Here is a 16,876-nt window from a genome sequence, read left to right as displayed (position 1 = left end):
ACACCGACGCGCTCCCCTCGCTTGCCACTTGGCACGGGGGGTTTTTTGTTGCATAGCAACCTCACAAATCCGTCAAAACCCTCAGCTTCGAGAAGAGACGCAGATGACCGAGCAGGCCTCCGGGGCCCACCATCCGCAGCCGCGGGCCCGTCACTCCGGCGGACCGCAGCAGACCGCCGCCGTCGAGCACGTCACGGGTGCGCAGTCCCTGATCCGTTCGCTCGAGGAGGTCGGGGCCGACACCGTGTTCGGCATTCCCGGCGGTGCGATCCTTCCTGCGTACGACCCGATGATGGACTCCTCGAAGGTCCGGCACGTCCTGGTGCGCCACGAGCAGGGCGCCGGCCACGCGGCCACCGGCTACGCCCAGGCCACCGGCAAGGTCGGCGTCTGCATGGCGACCTCGGGCCCCGGTGCCACCAACCTCGTCACCCCGATCGCCGACGCCCATATGGACTCCGTCCCGATGGTGGCGATCACCGGGCAGGTCGCGTCCAAGGCGATCGGCACGGACGCCTTCCAGGAGGCGGACATCTGCGGCATCACGATGCCGATCACCAAGCACAACTTCCTGGTCACCGACCCCGCCGAGATCCCCCGGACGATCGCCGAGGCGTTCCACATCGCGGCCACCGGCCGCCCGGGCCCGGTCCTGGTCGACATCGCCAAGGACGCCCTCCAGGCGCAGACCACCTTCGTCTGGCCGCCGCACACCGAGCTGCCCGGCTACCGCCCGGTGACCAAGCCGCACGCCAAGCAGATCCGCGAGGCCGCCCGGCTGATCGCCGAGTCCAAGCGCCCGGTGCTCTACGTCGGCGGCGGCGTGATGAAGGCCGGTGCCACCGCCGAGCTGAAGGTGCTCGCCGAGCTGACCGGCGCCCCCGTCACCACCACCCTGATGGCCCTGGGTGCCTTCCCCGACAGCCACCCGCAGCACGTCGGCATGCCCGGGATGCACGGTGCGGTCACCGCCGTCACCGCGCTGCAGAAGTCGGACCTGCTGATCACCCTCGGCGCCCGCTTCGACGACCGCGTCACCGGCAAGCTGGATTCCTTCGCCCCGTACGCCAAGGTCGTCCACGCGGACATCGACCCGGCGGAGATCGGCAAGAACCGTGCCGCGGACGTGCCGATCGTCGGTGACGCCCGCGAGGTCATCGCCGACCTGATCGTCGCCGTCCAGGCCGAGCACGACGCCGGCCACAGGGGCGAGGCCGCCCGAACGGGATATGCGGCCTGGTGGAAGGACCTCAACCGCTGGCGGGAGACCTACCCGCTGGGCTACGACCTGCCCGAGGACGGCAGCCTCTCCCCGCAGCAGGTCATCGAGCGGATCGGGCAGCTCGCCCCCGCCGACACCATCTACGCCGCGGGCGTCGGCCAGCACCAGATGTGGGCCGCCCACTTCATCGGCTACGAACAGCCCTCGACCTGGCTGAACTCCGGCGGCGCCGGGACGATGGGCTATGCCGTTCCCGCCGCGATGGGCGCCAAGGCCGGACAGCCGGACCGTACGGTCTGGGCGATCGACGGCGACGGCTGCTTCCAGATGACCAACCAGGAGCTGGTCACCTGCGCGCTGAACAACATCCCGATCAAGGTCGCGATCATCAACAACGGCGCGCTGGGCATGGTCCGCCAGTGGCAGACCCTCTTCTACAACCAGCGCTACTCCAACACCGTGCTCCACTCCGGCCCCGAGGCCGACGGCAAGCAGCCGAGCGCCGGCACCCGTATCCCGGACTTCGTGAAGCTGTCCGAGGCGATGGGGTGCGTCGCGATGCGCTGTGAGGACCCGGCCGAGCTGGACGCGGTCATCGCCAAGGCCAATGCGATCAACGACCGCCCGGTCGTGATCGACTTCATCGTGCACGAGGACGCCCAGGTGTGGCCGATGGTCGCCGCCGGCACCTCCAACGACGAGGTCATGGCCGCCCGGGGCGTGCGTCCCGACTTCGGCGACAACGAAGACGACTGAGCCCAGGACGTCACGGACGCACGGAAGAAGAGAGAAGACCATGTCCAAGCACACGCTCTCCGTCCTGGTGGAGAACACCCCCGGCATCCTCGCCCGGATCGCCGCACTGTTCTCCCGCCGCGGCTTCAACATCGACTCGCTCGCGGTCGGGGTCACCGAGCACCCCGACATCTCCCGCATCACCATCGTGGTCAGCGTCGAGTCGCTGCCGCTGGAGCAGGTCACCAAGCAGCTCAACAAGCTCGTCAACGTCCTGAAGATCGTCGAGCTGGAGCCGGGCGCCGCGATCCAGCGCGAACTGGTCCTGGTGAAGGTCCGCGCCGACAACGAGACGCGCTCGCAGATCGTCGAGATCGTCCAGCTCTTCCGCGCCAAGACCGTCGACGTCTCGCCCGAGGCCGTCACCATCGAGGCCACCGGATCCAGTGAAAAGCTGGAGGCGATGCTCAAGATGCTGGAGCCGTTCGGCATCAAGGAACTGGTGCAGTCCGGGACCATCGCCATAGGCCGCGGCGCCCGGTCCATCACCGACCGCTCGCTGCGCGCACTGGACCGTTCGGCCTGACCCTGCGGTCCGACCGGACCGTATGGCGAGACCCACCGCCTTTCCTCACCCCGCCCGACGTACTGTGTGGGCACCCCGCTAGATCCAAGGAGATACCCGAAGTGGCCGAGCTGTTCTACGACGACGATGCCGACCTGTCCATCATCCAGAACCGCAAGGTCGCGGTCATCGGCTACGGGAGCCAGGGCCACGCCCACGCGCTGTCCCTGCGCGACTCGGGTGTCGATGTGCGCGTCGGTCTGCACGAGGGCTCCAAGTCCAAGGCCAAGGCCGAGGAGCAGGGCCTGCGCGTGGTGACCCCCGCGGAGGCGGCCGCCGAGGCCGACGTCATCATGATCCTGGTCCCGGACCCGATCCAGGCCAAGGTCTACGAGGAGTCCATCAAGGACCAGCTGAAGGACGGCGACGCACTGTTCTTCGGCCACGGCCTGAACATCCGCTACGGCTTCATCAAGCCCCCGGCCGGCGTGGACGTCGCCCTCGTCGCCCCCAAGGGCCCGGGCCACCTGGTCCGCCGCCAGTACGAGGAAGGCCGCGGCGTCCCGTGCATCGCGGGCGTCGAGCAGGACGCGACCGGCAACGCCTTCGCGCTCGCGCTCTCCTACGCCAAGGGCATCGGCGGCACCCGCGCCGGCGTCATCAAGACCACCTTCACCGAGGAGACCGAGACCGACCTGTTCGGTGAGCAGGCCGTCCTGTGCGGTGGCGCCTCGGCGCTGGTCAAGGCCGGCTTCGAGACCCTGGTCGAGGCGGGCTACCAGCCCGAGATCGCGTACTTCGAGTGCCTCCACGAGCTGAAGCTGATCGTGGACCTGATGTACGAGGGCGGCCTGGAGAAGATGCGCTGGTCGGTCTCCGAGACCGCCGAGTGGGGCGACTACATCACCGGCCCGCGGATCATCAACGAGAACACCAAGGCCGAGATGAAGAAGGTGCTCGCCGAGATCCAGGACGGCACCTTCGCCAACAACTGGATGGCGGAGTACAACGCCGGTCTGCCGAAGTACAACGAGTACAAGAAGGCCGACGAGGACCACCTCCTGGAGACCACCGGCAAGCAGCTGCGCAAGCTGATGAGCTGGGTGGACGACGAGGCGTAAGCCGAATGGACAGGGGGCCGCGGAACAGTTCGCGGCCCCCTCGTCCATACGCCCGGCCAAGGCCGCCGCAGTGCCTTGTCCACCGCGTAGAACCACGCACGGGTGATCCTTCCGCATCGGCACAGGACGCGCCCCGCACCGCCACTACACTGCCAAGCACAAGCGCGTCAGGCTCACAGCGTCGTGCGTCTTCCACGCGGCTTTCCCCCTTCACCGCCTTCGGCCGTCGGGACGGCCGTCCGCGAAGGACTAGTGAGGACTGAAGACCACGTGAGCCCGAAACCAGTCGTACTGATCGCCGAAGAGCTGTCGCCCGCCACCGTCGACGCCCTCGGCCCGGACTTCGAGATCCGGCACTGCAACGGCGCGGACCGCGCCGAGCTGCTGCCCGCCATCGCCGACGTCGACGCCGTCCTCGTGCGCAGCGCGACGAAGATCGACGCCGAGGCCATCGCCGCCGCCAGGAAGCTCAGGGTCGTCGCCCGCGCGGGCGTGGGCCTGGACAACGTCGACGTCTCCGCCGCCACCAAGGCCGGCGTGATGGTCGTCAACGCCCCGACCTCCAACATCGTCACCGCCGCCGAGCTGGCCTGCGGCCTGCTCGTCGCCACGGCCCGCAACATCCCGCAGGCCAACACCGCCCTGAAGAACGGCGAGTGGAAGCGCAGCAAGTACACCGGTGTCGAGCTCAGCGAGAAGACCCTCGGCGTGGTCGGCCTCGGCCGGATCGGCGTCCTGGTCGCCCAGCGGATGTCGGCGTTCGGTATGAAGGTCGTCGCCTACGACCCCTATGTCCAGCCGGCCCGTGCCGCGCAGATGGGCGTCAAGCTGCTGAGCCTGGACGAGCTGCTGGAGGTCGCGGACTTCATCACCGTCCACCTCCCCAAGACGCCCGAGACCGTCGGCCTCATCGGCGACGAGGCGCTGCACAAGGTCAAGCCGTCCGTCCGGATCGTCAACGCCGCCCGTGGCGGGATCGTCGACGAGGCGGCGCTGGCCACCGCGCTGAAGGAGGGCCGGGTGGCCGGCGCGGGCCTCGACGTCTACGCGACCGAGCCCTGCACCGACTCGCCGCTCTTCGAGTTCGACCAGGTCGTCGCCACGCCGCACCTCGGTGCCTCGACGGGTGAGGCGCAGGAGAAGGCCGGTATCTCGGTCGCCAAGTCGGTGCGGCTGGCGCTGGCCGGCGAGCTGGTGCCGGACGCGGTCAACGTCCAGGGCGGCGTGATCGCCGAGGACGTCAAGCCGGGCCTGCCGCTGGCCGAACGCCTGGGCCGGATCTTCACCGCGCTGGCCGGCGAGGTCGCCATGCGCCTCGATGTCGAGGTGTACGGCGAGATCACCCAGCACGACGTCAAGGTGCTCGAACTCTCCGCGCTCAAGGGCGTGTTCGAGGACGTCGTGGACGAGACGGTGTCCTACGTCAACGCCCCGCTGTTCGCGCAGGAGCGTGGGGTGGAGGTGCGGCTGACGACCAGCAGCGAGTCGCCCGAGCACCGCAATGTGGTGACCGTGCGCGGCACCCTCGCGGGCGGCGACGAGGTGTCGATCTCCGGCACGCTGTCGGGCCACAAGAACACCCAGAAGATCGTCGCGGTCGGCGAGCACTCCATCGACCTGTCGCTCGCGGACCACATGGCCTTCATGCGCTACAGCGACCGCCCCGGTGTCGTCGGCACCGTCGGCCGGATCCTGGGCGAGGCGGGCATCAACATCGGCGGGATGCAGGTCTCCCGGGCCGATGTCGGCGGCGAGGCCCTGGTCGCGCTGACCGTCGACGACACGATTCCCCCGAATGTGCTCTCCGAGATCGCCGAGGAGATCGGCGCGACCTCCGTGCGCGCGGTGAACCTCGGCGACTGATTCGCAGGTTCTCGCAGGCCAACGGGCCCGGACCCCGCTTCGGCGGAGTCCGGGCCCGGTTGCGTCCGCGAGGGCGGCGTCGCGCAATGGGAAGTGTGCGTGCCCCCGCCGGTGCGTGCGGAAGGAGGGAACGCCATGAAGGCACCCCTGGACGACGCCCCCGGGAGCCTGACCGGGCTGCATGTCGTCGATGCGGACGGGGCGAAGATGGGCAAGGTCCAGCAGGTCTACCGGGACGACGCCACCAACGACCCCGAGTGGATCACGGTGCGCACCGGGCTGTTCGGGATGAAGGAGACGTTCATCCCGCTCGCCGGGGTCCGTCGGACCGGCGACGATCTGCATGTTCCGCACGCCAAGGAGACCGTCAAGGCCGCGCCGCGGATCGACGCCGACGGCCATCTCGACCCCTCGGAAGAGGACCAGCTCTACCGCCACTACGGGATGGCCCGGCCGGGCACGGCGGGCCCCGGCGACACGGCGGGCCCCGGCGGGATGCCCGGCTCCGGGGAGGCGCCGGATCCGGACGACTAGCCGCAGGGTGTGGGGAACCGGCGGCCGCGAGAGCGCTGCCCGCGGGACCCCGCATCCGGAAGGTATACGCGCGTTTAATACGGTCGTCTGGTACGAGCGTATGTGCGGCGATAGGCTGCTCCCATGGGACACCGTGAAGACCTTCTGGAGGGCGCCAAACGCTGCCTGCTGGAGAAGGGGTATGCGCGCACCACCGCCCGCGACATCGTGGCCGCATCCGGTGCCAACCTCGCCTCCATCGGATACCACTACGGTTCCAAGGACGCCCTGATGCGCCAGGCGATCATCGCGTCCGGCGAGGAATGGGGCGCCGGCGTGACCCAGGCGCCGGCCGTCGGCGAGGGGACGGAGAAGGGGGACGCGGATCCGCTGGAGCGGTTTGCCGCGGTCTGGGACGCGGTCCTGCAACGGATCGCCACGGAACGGGAGTTCATCGCCGCACAGGTCGAGGTGCTGGGGCTGCTGCCGCGCGACGCGGCACTGCGCGAGGCGATCGGCGAGGTGCTTCCGGAAGGCGGCGAGGGGCTTGTCGCGGTCTTCGAGGGGGTGCCGGACGCCGAGGTCGACCCGGAGACGGCACGCATCGTCGGCTCCTTCTACCAGGCCCTGCTCACCGGCCTGATGGTCCAGTCGCTGCTCACCCCGGACGCCATGCCTTCTGGCCGGGACCTGGCGACCGCCCTGCGCCGGGTCACCGCGGGCGAGGTGCTGAAGGGGAAGTGACGCACGCGGCGGCGGGAGCCGTCGCCTCCGCCCGGCCCGTACGCCTCACAGCCGTGCGGCTTTCAGTGCCATGTGCAGCAGCAGCCGGTGCTCGCCGTCGTCCAGGTCGAGGCCGGTCAGCTTCTCCACCCGGCCCAGGCGGTAGTAGAGCGTCTGGCGGTGGATGCCCAGGGCCTGCGCGGTGCGGCTCGCCTGGCCCGCGCAGTCCAGGAACACCTCGGCGGTGCGCGCGAGTTCGGCGTGCGCGGGGGCCAGCAGCGGGCCGATGGCCGGGTCGGGTGCGGTGTCCGGCAGCGCGGTCAGCATGCGGTACGGGCCGAGGGCGTCCCACTGGGTGACCGGGCCCAGCCGGGGCTCGGCGCGGGCGGCGCGGGCCGCGTCCAACGCTTCCCGCCAGGTGGCCGGGAGGTCGGTCAACTCCTGTGTCCCGGCGCCGATTCCGGCGGCACCCGGCCGGGGCGGGGGGTGCCCGGCGGGGCCGCCGTTGCGCGCGCCGCCGCGGGCCGCCCGCCCCTCGGCGGGTACGGCGCCCGCGCGCGGGGAGCGCAGCAGATGCTCGGCCACCGCACGGGCCGGGGCGAGCGCGCCGGCCGAGCGCAGACGTACCAGCGCGGCCAGGGCGGGCGCGGCGGCCGCGGGCTGCGGACGGGCGCCCGCCCCGGCGCGGCCGGTGGGCCCGCCCGCGGGTTGAGCGGCGGCGTCCGTCTCGTCCGCACGTCCGGCCGGGAGGGCCGGCCCGCCCGCGGGCAGCGCACACGCCGCCAGCAGGCCCGGCAGGCTGGGCAGCGGTGCCACATCGGTGTCCGAGGTGTCCCAGGGCAGCACCGCGACCAGGGTGAGCGGGATGCCCGGAGTGGAGCGCAGGCTGTCCCGCAGCGCATCGCTCAGCGCGGCCGCCGCGGCCGCCCGTCCGGCAGGCGGTGCGGCCAGCAACTCCCGCAGCAGATCGCCGAGTTCGGACCCGGCGCGGGCCTCGTCGGCCAGCAGCGCGCCGATCCGGGCGGCGGTCTCCATCGCCTGGGCGATCCGCGGGTCGGGCGGCGCGCCACGGCTGCCCAGTTCGAGATCGGTCAGATGCCCGTCGTCCAGCAGCCAGACATAGCCGTGCACGATGCCCCGATGGCGTACGGGCAGACAGATCCGGCCCTTGAAGACCCCGGCCGCCGGGTCCGGCGGGATGCGCAGCGCCGTCCGGGCACGGGCGATCCCGAACGCCTCGAACCAGGCCCGTACCGCCGCCGACGAGCGGCGCTGCAGGATCGAGCGGGTCCGCACGGGGTCCATGACCTCGTCGTCGTCGCCCTCGTGCGCGCCGAACGCAATCAGTCCGAAATCCCGGTCCTCCAGGGTCGCCGGGGCGCCGAGCGCCGCCGAGATCTCGTCCACGAGCTGCTGGTAGTCGCCCCGCATCTGCCGCCCGGCTCCTCTCCTGTCATCACACCACCGGTCGCTACCGGCCGCTTGCCGTCACACCACCGGTCGCCGGCCGTCACCCCACCGGTCTCCCGCCACCACATCACCGGCATCACCAGTACCTCGGACACCCCTCACACCACCGGCACCACTGACCCGGTCGTCACTCCTCCATTCTCATACATCTGTCTGAGATCCCGACCACGAAGGCGTGACAGCTGTCGATGGCCGGGAAGTGGCGGGATCCTTAAGTTTCAGGTGGCTCAATCTTGCCGACGCGTTCGTCCCGTCCGGCGTCCGCCGGTACTTGTCACCCTGAATCGTGGAGGTGCCCATGCTGGGTCCCGTGCTCCTCGCCGCAGCGCGCAGCAACAGCATCCGCCGCATCGTTGCGGCCGCCCCGGTCACCCGCCCCGTGGTGGACCGGTTCGTCGCCGGCGAGCGCCTGGACGAGTCCATGGCGGCCGTGCGGTCGCTGGCCGCGCGTGGCCTGGAGGTCACCCTCGACCACCTGGGCGAGGACATCACCGACCCGGCCGAGGCGCTGCGCAATCGCGATGCCTACCTGCACCTGGCCGCGGCCCTCAAGGAGCAGGGACTCGGCGTCAAGGCCGAGATGTCGGTCAAGCTGTCCGCTTTCGGGCAGGCACTGGCCGGCGGCCACGAGCTGGCGCTGAAGAACGTCACTCCGGTGGTCGAGGCCGCCGCCGAGGCCGGTACGACCGTGACCCTCGACATGGAGGACCACACCACCGTCGACTCCACCCTCGCGATCCTCGCCGACCTGCGGGAGCGCTTTCCCCAGACGGGCGCGGTGCTGCAGTCCTACCTCTTCCGCACCGAGGACGACTGCCACGCGCTCGCCGGGGAAGGCTCCCGGGTACGGCTGGTCAAGGGCGCGTACAAAGAGCCCGCGACCGTCGCCTTCCAGGACAAGCGGGAGGTCGACAAGGCGTATGTGCGCTGCCTGAAGATCCTGATGGCCGGGGAGGGCTACCCCATGATCGGGTCGCACGACCCGCGGATGGTGGCCATCGGCCAGGAGCTGGCCCGCCGCAACGGGCGCAAGCCGGCCGACTACGAATTCCAGATGCTGTACGGCATCCGCGAGGGCGAGCAGCAGCGACTGGTCGCCGACGGGCACCGTATGCGGGTGTACATCCCCTATGGCACCGACTGGTACGGATACTTCATGCGCCGGCTCGCCGAGCGCCCCGCGAACCTCGGCTTCTTCCTGAGGTCGCTGGCGACCCGCGGCTGATCGCCCCGCGAGGGCGGGCGCGGGTGGATGCTGGAAGCCCGGGGTGCCTCCCGGACGGCGCCGCCCGCAGCCGCCCACCCGAAGCGGCCGCGGCCGCACCACCGACGTACGACAACCGACGAGCGAAATCGAAGGAGACACGGCCGCTATGGACGCTGTGACCCAGGTCCCCGTGCCGGTGAACGAGCCGGTCCACACCTACGCCCCCGGCAGCCCGGAGCGTTCCCGTCTGGAGGCCAAGCTCAAGGAGCTGGCCGACAACCCGATCGAGCTGCCGATGACCATCGGCGGCGTGCGCCGGATGGGCGGCGGCGAGCGTTTCGACGTCGTACAGCCGCACCACCACGCGTCCCGGCTCGGTACGTACGCCAACGCCACCGTCAAGGACGGCCAGGACGCGGTCGATGCCGCGCTGGCCGCCGCCCCGGCCTGGCGCGCGCTGTCCTTCGACGACCGCGCCGCGATCATCCTCAAGGCCGCCGACCTGCTCTCCGGCCCCTGGCGCGAGACGATGGCCGCCGCCACCATGCTCGGCCAGTCCAAGACCGCCCAGCAGGCCGAGATCGACACCCCCTGTGAGCTCATCGACTTCTGGCGCTTCAATGTGCACTTCGCGCGCCAGATCCTCGCCGAGCAGCCCCCGGCGAACTCCCCGGGCGTCTGGAACCGTTCGGACCACCGCCCCCTCGAAGGCTTCGTCTACGCGATCACGCCGTTCAACTTCACCGCGATCGCCGGCAACCTTCCGACCGCGCCCGCCCTCATGGGCAACGTCGTGGTCTGGAAGCCGTCCCCGACGCAGACCTACGCCGCCGTGCTGCTGATGCAGCTGCTGGAGGAGGCCGGGCTGCCCAAGGGCGTCATCAACCTGGTCACCGGCGACGGCAAGGACGTCTCCGAGGTGGCGCTGACCCACCCCGAGCTGGCGGGCATCCACTTCACCGGTTCGACCAAGACCTTCCAGTACCTGTGGAAGACGGTCGGCAACAACATCGAGAACTACAAGACCTATCCGCGGCTCGTCGGCGAGACCGGCGGCAAGGACTTCATCGTCGCCCACCCCTCGGCCGACCGCGCCGTGCTGAAGACCGCCATGACCCGTGGCGCCTTCGAGTTCCAGGGCCAGAAGTGCTCCGCGGCCTCCCGCGCCTACGTCCCGGCGTCGCTGTGGAACAACGGCCTCAAGGAAGAGTTCGCGGCCGAGGTCGACGCCCTGTCCATGGGCGACGTCGCGGACCTGTCGAACTTCATGTCCGCCGTCATCGACGAGCGCTCGTTCGCCAAGAACAAGGCGGCGATCGACCGTGCCAAGGCCGACCCGACCATCGAGGTCGTGGCCGGCGGTACCTACGACGACAGCGAGGGCTACTTCGTCCGCCCGACGGTCCTGGCCTCCACGGACCCGGAGAACGAGATCTTCAAGGACGAGTACTTCGGCCCGATCCTCGGCGTCTACGTCTACGACGACGCCGACTACGACGCGATGCTCACCCAGATGGAGTCCGCCTCGGCGTACGGCCTGACCGGTTGCGTCATCGCCCAGGACCGCGCCGAGGCCGCCCGCACCTGCGAGCTGCTGCGCTTCGCGGCCGGCAACTTCTACATCAACGACAAGCCGACCGGCGCCGTCGTCGGCCAGCAGCCCTTCGGCGGCGGCCGCGCGTCCGGCACCAACGACAAGGCCGGCGCCAAGCAGAACCTGATGCGCTGGACCTCCACCCGCTCCATCAAGGAGACCCTGGTCCCGCCGACGGACTACCGCTACCCGCACATGGGCTGACGCCCGCGTGTGCCGACGGCCCGGCTCCCCTCTCCCCGGGGGCGCCGGGCCGTCGGCGTTGTCTCAGGCGTGGCGCGGGGGGCCGGTGATCGCGTCGCCGATGACGAAGCCCTTGGCGGGGCCTTCGGGAATGGTGACTTCGGTGCCGTACGCCACGCAGTGGGCGTCCGTGTAGACCGCCTCGTCGGGGCTGGGTGCGGAGAGCACGGTGACCGTGCCATGACCGTCGTGGTCGTCGATGAGGACGTAGACGGGGATGCCTGCACGGGAGTAGGCGCGGCGCTTGCGTTCCCGGTCACGCTCGATGCCGTCGTGGCCCGGGGAGACCACCTCGACGATCAGTTGGACGGCGGACGCCTTGATGCCGATGCCGTCGTCGGTGATGTGCTCTTCGGGGTCTTCGGGCGCGATGAAGCAGTCAGGGATCCAGACTTTACGATCGTGGACGACGTTGATGTCTTGGTACGCGGCCCATTCACCCTCGTCCAGGTGCTTGTCAAGGGCGCGGCGAAGCCGGTTGGCGATCTGGCCCTGTGCAAAACGTCCGGTGGGCGACACCTCGATGAACCCCTCGATGATCTCGGCGCGAAGGCCCTCGGGGAGTTCCATGGCTTTCCATGCCTGCCACAGGACCTCGTCCAGATCCGGTCCGTGGGTCGTGTCCTCCGGTGTCGTGATCTCCGGCATCGTCACGGGCGCCTCCTGTGCGAGCGCGGTCATGGTGTAGCACCTCCTCCTCAGTGTGGGCGGGCTTGGCCTCGTGGCACAAGCGACACCGCCACGCTAGGGAGCGCCGGGACGGCCATGACCAGCGAATGTTCCCGGATCACTCGTTCGAGCACGCGCCCGCCGTCTCAGATAGTAGGAAGCCCAAGTAATTGTGCAGACATCACGGCCGAGCTGTCCTAGCGTTGTAGGAAGCCGAACGTAACGCTCGATCGAGCGGATGCGGATGCGGCCCGGTGCGCAAGCGCAGGTGACCCCTGTCGTGCCGAGGCCCCCGCCTCTTCCGGCCGCTTCTGGATCTACGCATCCCATTTGTTCTCGGGGCTCTGGCATAGGAGACGTGAATCATGGCTGAGACTGCCGTCCGCAGGACCCGTCACTCCGCCCGTACGACCAGCGACGCCGACCGCAGGAACGCCGCGGCCGCTCTCCAGCGCGCCCTCGACCGCCGTGACAACGGCGGCTCCACCGGGCACTGAGATGATGCGCGCGCGACCCGGGTCGGTGCTGTCGAGGCCGGCGTCGGTGCCCTGCCGCTGCTGCTGGCGGATCCGGCTGTCGGTGGCCCGGTGGCTCTTTCTCTCCTGAACGATCTGCGCCTGTAGGGGCGCCCGCACGAGGGCGCCCCTACAGGCGATCGCTGCTCACTGCGCGGGGGAGCGGGTCACCTCGAAGTGGTCGATGCGCTCGCCGGACTCGGCGAGGGCGGTGACCTTCATCCGCGGGCGGTGGCCGGGCGAGACCTCCACGGCGATGAAGGAGTAGCCGGTGTAGCGGACCCGGGACCACTCCACGGTGTCCTTGTTCTTCTTCTGGCCCTTGGCCCAGTGGTAGGTGTCGATGTGGTCGACGTCCTTCACATGGCCCTCGTAGCTGTCGGGCGCGGGGAAGTCGTACAGCGCCCGGCCCGCGCCGCCCGCGGTCACGTACACGATGCCCTCGCGCGTGGTGTCGACGCTCTCACCGATCGGCATCTTCTTGCTGACCCGGCCGCTCTTGAGCGCATCGGTCCGCTCGTAGACGTGGTTGTGCCCGTTGATGACCAGGTCCACCTGGTGCTTCTCGAACAGCGGCAGCCAGGCGTCGCGCACCCCGCCGTCGGAGGCGTGCGAGTTGGTGGTGGAGAAGGCGCAGTGGTGGAAGAAGACCACGATGAAGTCGATGCCGTCGGCCGCGCGCAGTTCCGCCAGCCTGCGGTCCAGCCAGCGGGTCTGCCGGCCGTCGGTGTAGCCCTGGTTGGCGGGGATCTCGTACGAGACGTCGTTGGCGTCCAGGGCGACGACCGCGGTGTTGCCGTAGGTGAAGGAGTAGACGCCGGGGGCGTTCTTGGCGTCCGGGCCGTTCCCCGGAAGCGTCCAGCGGGCGTTCTGGCCGCCGTAGCCGTGGGGGGAGTACCAGGCCTCCATGTCGTGGTTGCCGGTGGTCACCATCCACGGCACGGACTGGGCCACCGACTCGGTCTGCGCGAGGAACTGGTCCCAGACCCGGGCGTCGTAGGCGTCGTGCTCCGAGCCGTCGCCGTCGGTGTCCGCGTAGCAGATGTCGCCCGCGTGCAGGTGGAACGAGGGGTTCTGACCCAGGATCAACTGGTCGTTGGCGAGGGCGTGGTAGCTCACGCCCTGGTCGCCGAAGGCCGTGAAGACGAACGTCCCGGGGCGGGCCGGGGCGGTGCGGAAGGTGCCGATGGTGGAGAAGTGACGGGGGTCGGCCGGGTCGAAGCCGTCGTGACCGACGCCGTAGTAGTACGTCGTTCCCGGGCGCAGCCCGTCCAGGGCGGCGTGCAGGTAGTACTGCTGCACGGCAGGCAGCTTGGCGGACAGCGACGGGGTGTGCAGATCGCGCACCTCGGCGTCGATCTTGCGCCCCAGGTCCCAGGGCGTGAGCCCCACCCGCAGATACGGCCGCCGCACGGCGAGCGGCACCTGCCAGCTCACCCGCATCTGGCTCTTGGGGTCGGCGCCGAAGGCCAGGTGGCGGCCGAACGGGGCGACCAGCGCACCGTCGACGCGGGCGGCGGAGGGCGAGGCCAGCAGGGTGGGGGAGGCCTGGGCCGAACCGGCCAGCAGGCCGGAGCCCGCCACCACTCCCGCGGTCGCGGCCGAGGTGCGCAGCAGACCGCGGCGGCTCAGCTTCGTACGGAGGTAGTCGTGCTGCTCCGGCATGCTCATCCGGGCCGCGAGCTGCTCCGGTATGCCGACGCGCGGGGTGTGCGAGGGCGGGTGGGTCCCCCGGGTGTTTCCAGTCATGCCGCCGAATGTCGCAGGGCGACCCGACCGCGACGGGGACAGCGGGTGAACGGCGGCTGACCGGCGGCCCACGTGTCCGTATGGCGGACGTTACGTGTCAATCAATGGGACGGAGAGTAGGGTCCCCCCATGTCTCGCAGCATTCGCCTCGCAGTGATCCCCGGTGACGGTATCGGCCAGGAAGTCGTGGCCCAGGGCCTGAAGGTCCTGACCGCGGTCCTCCCGCAGGACGTCAAGCTGGAAACCCAGGAGTACGACCTCGGTGCCCGGCGATGGCATGCGACCGGTGAGACCCTTCCCGACGCGGAGCTGGAGTCGCTGAAGCAGCACGACGCGATCCTGCTCGGCGCGATCGGCGACCCGTCCGTACCCTCCGGGGTGCTGGAGCGCGGGCTGCTGCTCAAGCTCCGCTTCGCCTTCGACCACTTCGTCAACCTGCGCCCGTCGAAGCTCTTCCCGAACACCGCCACGCCGCTCGCCGGCCGCCCCGACATCGACTTCGTGGTCGTCCGCGAGGGCACCGAGGGCCCGTACACCGGCAACGGCGGCTCGCTGCGCACCGGCACCCCCGCCGAGGTCGCCACCGAGGTCAGCCTCAACACCGCCTACGGCGTGGAGCGCGTGGTCCGCGACGCGTACGAGCGGGCCAACGCCCGCCCGCGCAAGAAGCTGACGCTGGTGCACAAGAACAATGTCCTGGTGTACGCGGGCCACATGTGGAAGAACATCTTCGACAAGGTCGGCCAGGAGTACCCCGAGGTCACCACCGACTACCTGCACGTCGACGCCGCGACGATCTTCTTCGTCACCCAGCCCGAGCGGTTCGACGTGATCGTCACCGACAACCTCTTCGGCGACATCCTCACCGACCTCGCCGCTGCCGTCACCGGCGGTATCGGCCTGGCCGCCTCCGGGAACATCAACCCGACCGGCGACTTCCCCTCGATGTTCGAGCCGGTCCACGGCTCCGCACCGGACATCGCGGGCACCGGCAAGGCCGACCCCACGGCGACGGTCCTCTCCGTGGCCCTGCTCCTGCGCCACCTCGGTTTCGCGCCGCAGGCCGCCCGTATCGAGGAGGCCGTGGCGGCCGACCTGGAGGCCAGGGACGGCTCGCCGCGCAGCACGGACGAGATCGGCGACGCGCTCGCCGTCCGCGTAGCCGGCTGAGGCCCGCAGCGCACACCCGCACCACCGACAGCGCCGGGCCGCACCAGGCCCGGCGCTGTCCGTGTTGGTCCGCTCCGGTCTTACCGCCCGGTGGATGCGACCATCGGAGCCGGAACGCGCCCTCGGTTCCGGCGGCACAGACCCACGGGCGATAATCGGACGTGGTATCGCCGCCCGCGAGGAAACCCGGACGTCCCGGTAACGGCCGGTACGTTCACGATCCGAGCGTGGTCGCCACACACCGCACCGGTGCCGCATGGTGGGGGCCGCCCCCGACCCCCGGCCGGAGGGCTGGGCCGGTGACGCTCCCCCAGTGAACGCTGGGAGGTAGCCCAGGTATCGGAACACGCAGTGAAGGACACGCATTCATGACGACGCCCACCATCGAGCTCAAGCCCTCCTCGCATCCGCTCTCCGACGCGGAGCGGGCGCAGATCCTGGCCGCCCCCGGCTTCGGCCGCCACTTCACCGACCACATGGTGACGATCAAGTGGACGGAGGGCCGCGGCTGGCACGACGGACAGCTGGTGCCGTACGGGCCGCTCTCCCTCGACCCGGCGACCAATGTCCTGCACTACGCGCAGGAGATCTTCGAGGGCCTGAAGGCCTACCGGCAGCCCGACGGCTCCGTCGCCACGTTCCGCCCCGACGCCAACGCCCGCCGCTTCCAGGCCTCCGCGCGCCGGCTGGCCATGCCGGAGCTGCCCGTCGAAACCTTCATCGAGGCCTGCGACCTGCTCGTCCAGCAGGACAAGGACTGGGTGCCGGCGCACGGCGGCGAGGAGTCGCTCTACCTGCGCCCCTTCATGATCGCGACCGAGGTCGGGCTGGGTGTGAAGCCCGCCAACGAGTACCTTTTCGTGGTCATCGCCTCGCCCGCCGGCGCGTACTTCGCCGGTGGCGTCAAGCCCGTCTCCATCTGGCTGTCCGAGGACCGGGTGCGCGCCGTCCCCGGCGGCATGGGCGACGCCAAGACCGGCGGCAACTACGCCGCGTCGCTGCTCGCGCAGGCCGAGGCCGCCGCGCACGGCTGCGACCAGGTCGCCTACCTCGACGCCGTGGAGCACAAGTGGGTCGAGGAGCTGGGCGGCATGAACCTGTACTTCGTGTACGGCGACAAGATCGTCACGCCCACGCTGACCGGCTCCCTCCTGGCCGGTGTCACCCGTGACTCCCTGCTGTCCGTCGCCCGCGACCTGGGCTACGAGTCGGAGGAGGCCCGGGTCTCCATCGACCAGTGGCGGACCGACACGGAGAACGGCACTCTCACCGAGGTCTTCGCCTGCGGTACGGCCGCCGTGATCACCCCCGTCGGCACGGTCAAGAGCGCGGGCGGCGAGTGGGTCCAGTCCGGCGGCGAGCCCGGCAAGGTCACGCTGAAGCTGCGGGACGCGCTCCTCGACATCCAGCGCGGCATAGCCGAGGACCAGCACGGCTGGATGCACCCGCTGGGCTGATCGGGGATTCCGGGACAGGGCGCGAGGTCCCGATACGACTGAGGCCGCCCCGACACGAGG

14 protein-coding genes are annotated in these 16,876 nt (G+C 70.3%); 11 read left to right on the top strand and 3 right to left on the bottom strand.

Annotated elements, in window-relative coordinates; all coding sequences use genetic code 11:
- Positions 1 to 103: 103 nt before the first annotated feature.
- From OHS81_RS10095 to OHS81_RS10070, 6 genes are all read left to right on the top strand, one after another.
- Positions 104 to 1,978 carry an acetolactate synthase large subunit gene (locus OHS81_RS10095; protein WP_328384424.1) on the top strand — a complete coding sequence of 625 codons (1,875 nt, stop codon included), beginning with the start codon at positions 104 to 106 and terminating at the stop codon, positions 1,976 to 1,978.
- A 40-nt stretch (positions 1,979 to 2,018) separates the two neighbouring features.
- On the top strand, positions 2,019 to 2,543 hold the full coding sequence (gene ilvN / locus OHS81_RS10090; RefSeq protein WP_030816355.1) for an acetolactate synthase small subunit: 525 nt from the start codon (positions 2,019 to 2,021) through the stop codon (positions 2,541 to 2,543).
- A 101-nt stretch (positions 2,544 to 2,644) separates the two neighbouring features.
- Positions 2,645 to 3,643, top strand: coding sequence for a ketol-acid reductoisomerase (gene ilvC, locus OHS81_RS10085; RefSeq protein WP_328384422.1), 999 nt, complete (start codon positions 2,645 to 2,647; stop codon positions 3,641 to 3,643).
- 270 nt (positions 3,644 to 3,913) lie between these two features.
- On the top strand, positions 3,914 to 5,506 hold the full coding sequence (gene serA, locus OHS81_RS10080) for a phosphoglycerate dehydrogenase (protein WP_328384420.1): 1,593 nt from the start codon (positions 3,914 to 3,916) through the stop codon (positions 5,504 to 5,506).
- Positions 5,507 to 5,641: 135 nt separating this feature from the next.
- A complete protein-coding gene (locus OHS81_RS10075; protein WP_328384418.1) occupies positions 5,642 to 6,040 on the top strand; it encodes a PRC-barrel domain-containing protein in 399 nt (132 codons plus the stop codon).
- 123 nt (positions 6,041 to 6,163) lie between these two features.
- On the top strand, positions 6,164 to 6,763 hold the full coding sequence (locus OHS81_RS10070; protein WP_328384417.1) for a TetR/AcrR family transcriptional regulator: 600 nt from the start codon (positions 6,164 to 6,166) through the stop codon (positions 6,761 to 6,763).
- Positions 6,764 to 6,808: 45 nt separating this feature from the next.
- Here OHS81_RS10070 and OHS81_RS10065 read toward each other — a convergent pair whose 3' ends face one another.
- Entirely contained in the window at positions 6,809 to 8,173 is a 1,365-nt protein-coding gene (locus tag OHS81_RS10065) for a helix-turn-helix domain-containing protein (RefSeq protein ID WP_328384415.1), read from the bottom strand.
- 337 nt (positions 8,174 to 8,510) lie between these two features.
- Here OHS81_RS10065 and OHS81_RS10060 point away from each other — a divergent pair, with 337 nt between their 5' ends.
- Positions 8,511 to 9,437: a proline dehydrogenase family protein gene (locus tag OHS81_RS10060; RefSeq protein WP_328384413.1), complete on the top strand. Its 927-nt coding sequence runs from the start codon at positions 8,511 to 8,513 to the stop codon at positions 9,435 to 9,437.
- 148 nt (positions 9,438 to 9,585) lie between these two features.
- A complete protein-coding gene (pruA, locus tag OHS81_RS10055) occupies positions 9,586 to 11,217 on the top strand; it encodes an L-glutamate gamma-semialdehyde dehydrogenase (protein ID WP_328384411.1) in 1,632 nt (543 codons plus the stop codon).
- A 63-nt stretch (positions 11,218 to 11,280) separates the two neighbouring features.
- On the opposite strand, the gene OHS81_RS10050 is transcribed toward pruA, so the two are convergent.
- Positions 11,281 to 11,937, bottom strand: coding sequence for a Uma2 family endonuclease (locus OHS81_RS10050; RefSeq protein ID WP_328384409.1), 657 nt, complete (start codon positions 11,935 to 11,937; stop codon positions 11,281 to 11,283).
- A 353-nt stretch (positions 11,938 to 12,290) separates the two neighbouring features.
- On the opposite strand from OHS81_RS10050, the gene OHS81_RS10045 reads away from it, so the two are divergent.
- A complete protein-coding gene (locus OHS81_RS10045) occupies positions 12,291 to 12,422 on the top strand; it encodes a hypothetical protein (protein ID WP_088800221.1) in 132 nt (43 codons plus the stop codon).
- 165 nt (positions 12,423 to 12,587) lie between these two features.
- On the opposite strand, the gene OHS81_RS10040 is transcribed toward OHS81_RS10045, so the two are convergent.
- Entirely contained in the window at positions 12,588 to 14,189 is a 1,602-nt protein-coding gene (locus tag OHS81_RS10040) for a fibronectin type III domain-containing protein (protein ID WP_328384407.1), read from the bottom strand.
- Positions 14,190 to 14,318: 129 nt separating this feature from the next.
- On the opposite strand from OHS81_RS10040, the gene OHS81_RS10035 reads away from it, so the two are divergent.
- Both OHS81_RS10035 and OHS81_RS10030 read left to right on the top strand, forming a co-directional pair.
- Positions 14,319 to 15,359, top strand: a complete 1,041-nt coding sequence (locus OHS81_RS10035) for a 3-isopropylmalate dehydrogenase (RefSeq protein ID WP_328384405.1) — start codon at positions 14,319 to 14,321, stop codon at positions 15,357 to 15,359.
- A gap of 368 nt (positions 15,360 to 15,727) precedes the next feature.
- Complete coding sequence (locus OHS81_RS10030; protein WP_328384403.1) at positions 15,728 to 16,816, top strand: branched-chain amino acid aminotransferase; 1,089 nt, start codon at positions 15,728 to 15,730, stop codon at positions 16,814 to 16,816.
- Positions 16,817 to 16,876 lie beyond the last annotated feature (60 nt).

The organism is Streptomyces sp. NBC_00400 (genome assembly GCF_036048035.1).
Classification (GTDB): domain Bacteria; phylum Actinomycetota; class Actinomycetes; order Streptomycetales; family Streptomycetaceae; genus Streptomyces.
The sequence above is the reverse complement of the archived record's forward strand: the minus strand, read 5'-3'. Positions and strand labels throughout refer to the sequence as shown.

Bases quoted from the DNA above. Each gene is read 5' to 3' on its own strand.
- OHS81_RS10060 (WP_328384413.1), top strand. From the start codon at position 8,511: ATGCTGGGTCCCGTGCTCCTCGCCGCAGCGCGCAGCAACAGCATCCGC.
- pruA (WP_328384411.1), top strand. From the start codon at position 9,586: ATGGACGCTGTGACCCAGGTCCCCGTGCCGGTGAACGAGCCGGTCCAC.
- OHS81_RS10040 (WP_328384407.1), bottom strand. From the start codon at position 14,189: ATGACTGGAAACACCCGGGGGACCCACCCGCCCTCGCACACCCCGCGC.
- OHS81_RS10065 (WP_328384415.1), bottom strand. From the start codon at position 8,173: ATGCGGGGCGACTACCAGCAGCTCGTGGACGAGATCTCGGCGGCGCTC.
- OHS81_RS10095 (WP_328384424.1), top strand. From the start codon at position 104: ATGACCGAGCAGGCCTCCGGGGCCCACCATCCGCAGCCGCGGGCCCGT.
- OHS81_RS10035 (WP_328384405.1), top strand. From the start codon at position 14,319: ATGTCTCGCAGCATTCGCCTCGCAGTGATCCCCGGTGACGGTATCGGC.
- OHS81_RS10070 (WP_328384417.1), top strand. From the start codon at position 6,164: ATGGGACACCGTGAAGACCTTCTGGAGGGCGCCAAACGCTGCCTGCTG.
- OHS81_RS10075 (WP_328384418.1), top strand. From the start codon at position 5,642: ATGAAGGCACCCCTGGACGACGCCCCCGGGAGCCTGACCGGGCTGCAT.
- ilvN (WP_030816355.1), top strand. From the start codon at position 2,019: ATGTCCAAGCACACGCTCTCCGTCCTGGTGGAGAACACCCCCGGCATC.
- OHS81_RS10050 (WP_328384409.1), bottom strand. From the start codon at position 11,937: ATGACCGCGCTCGCACAGGAGGCGCCCGTGACGATGCCGGAGATCACG.
- OHS81_RS10045 (WP_088800221.1), top strand. From the start codon at position 12,291: ATGGCTGAGACTGCCGTCCGCAGGACCCGTCACTCCGCCCGTACGACC.
- OHS81_RS10030 (WP_328384403.1), top strand. From the start codon at position 15,728: ATGACGACGCCCACCATCGAGCTCAAGCCCTCCTCGCATCCGCTCTCC.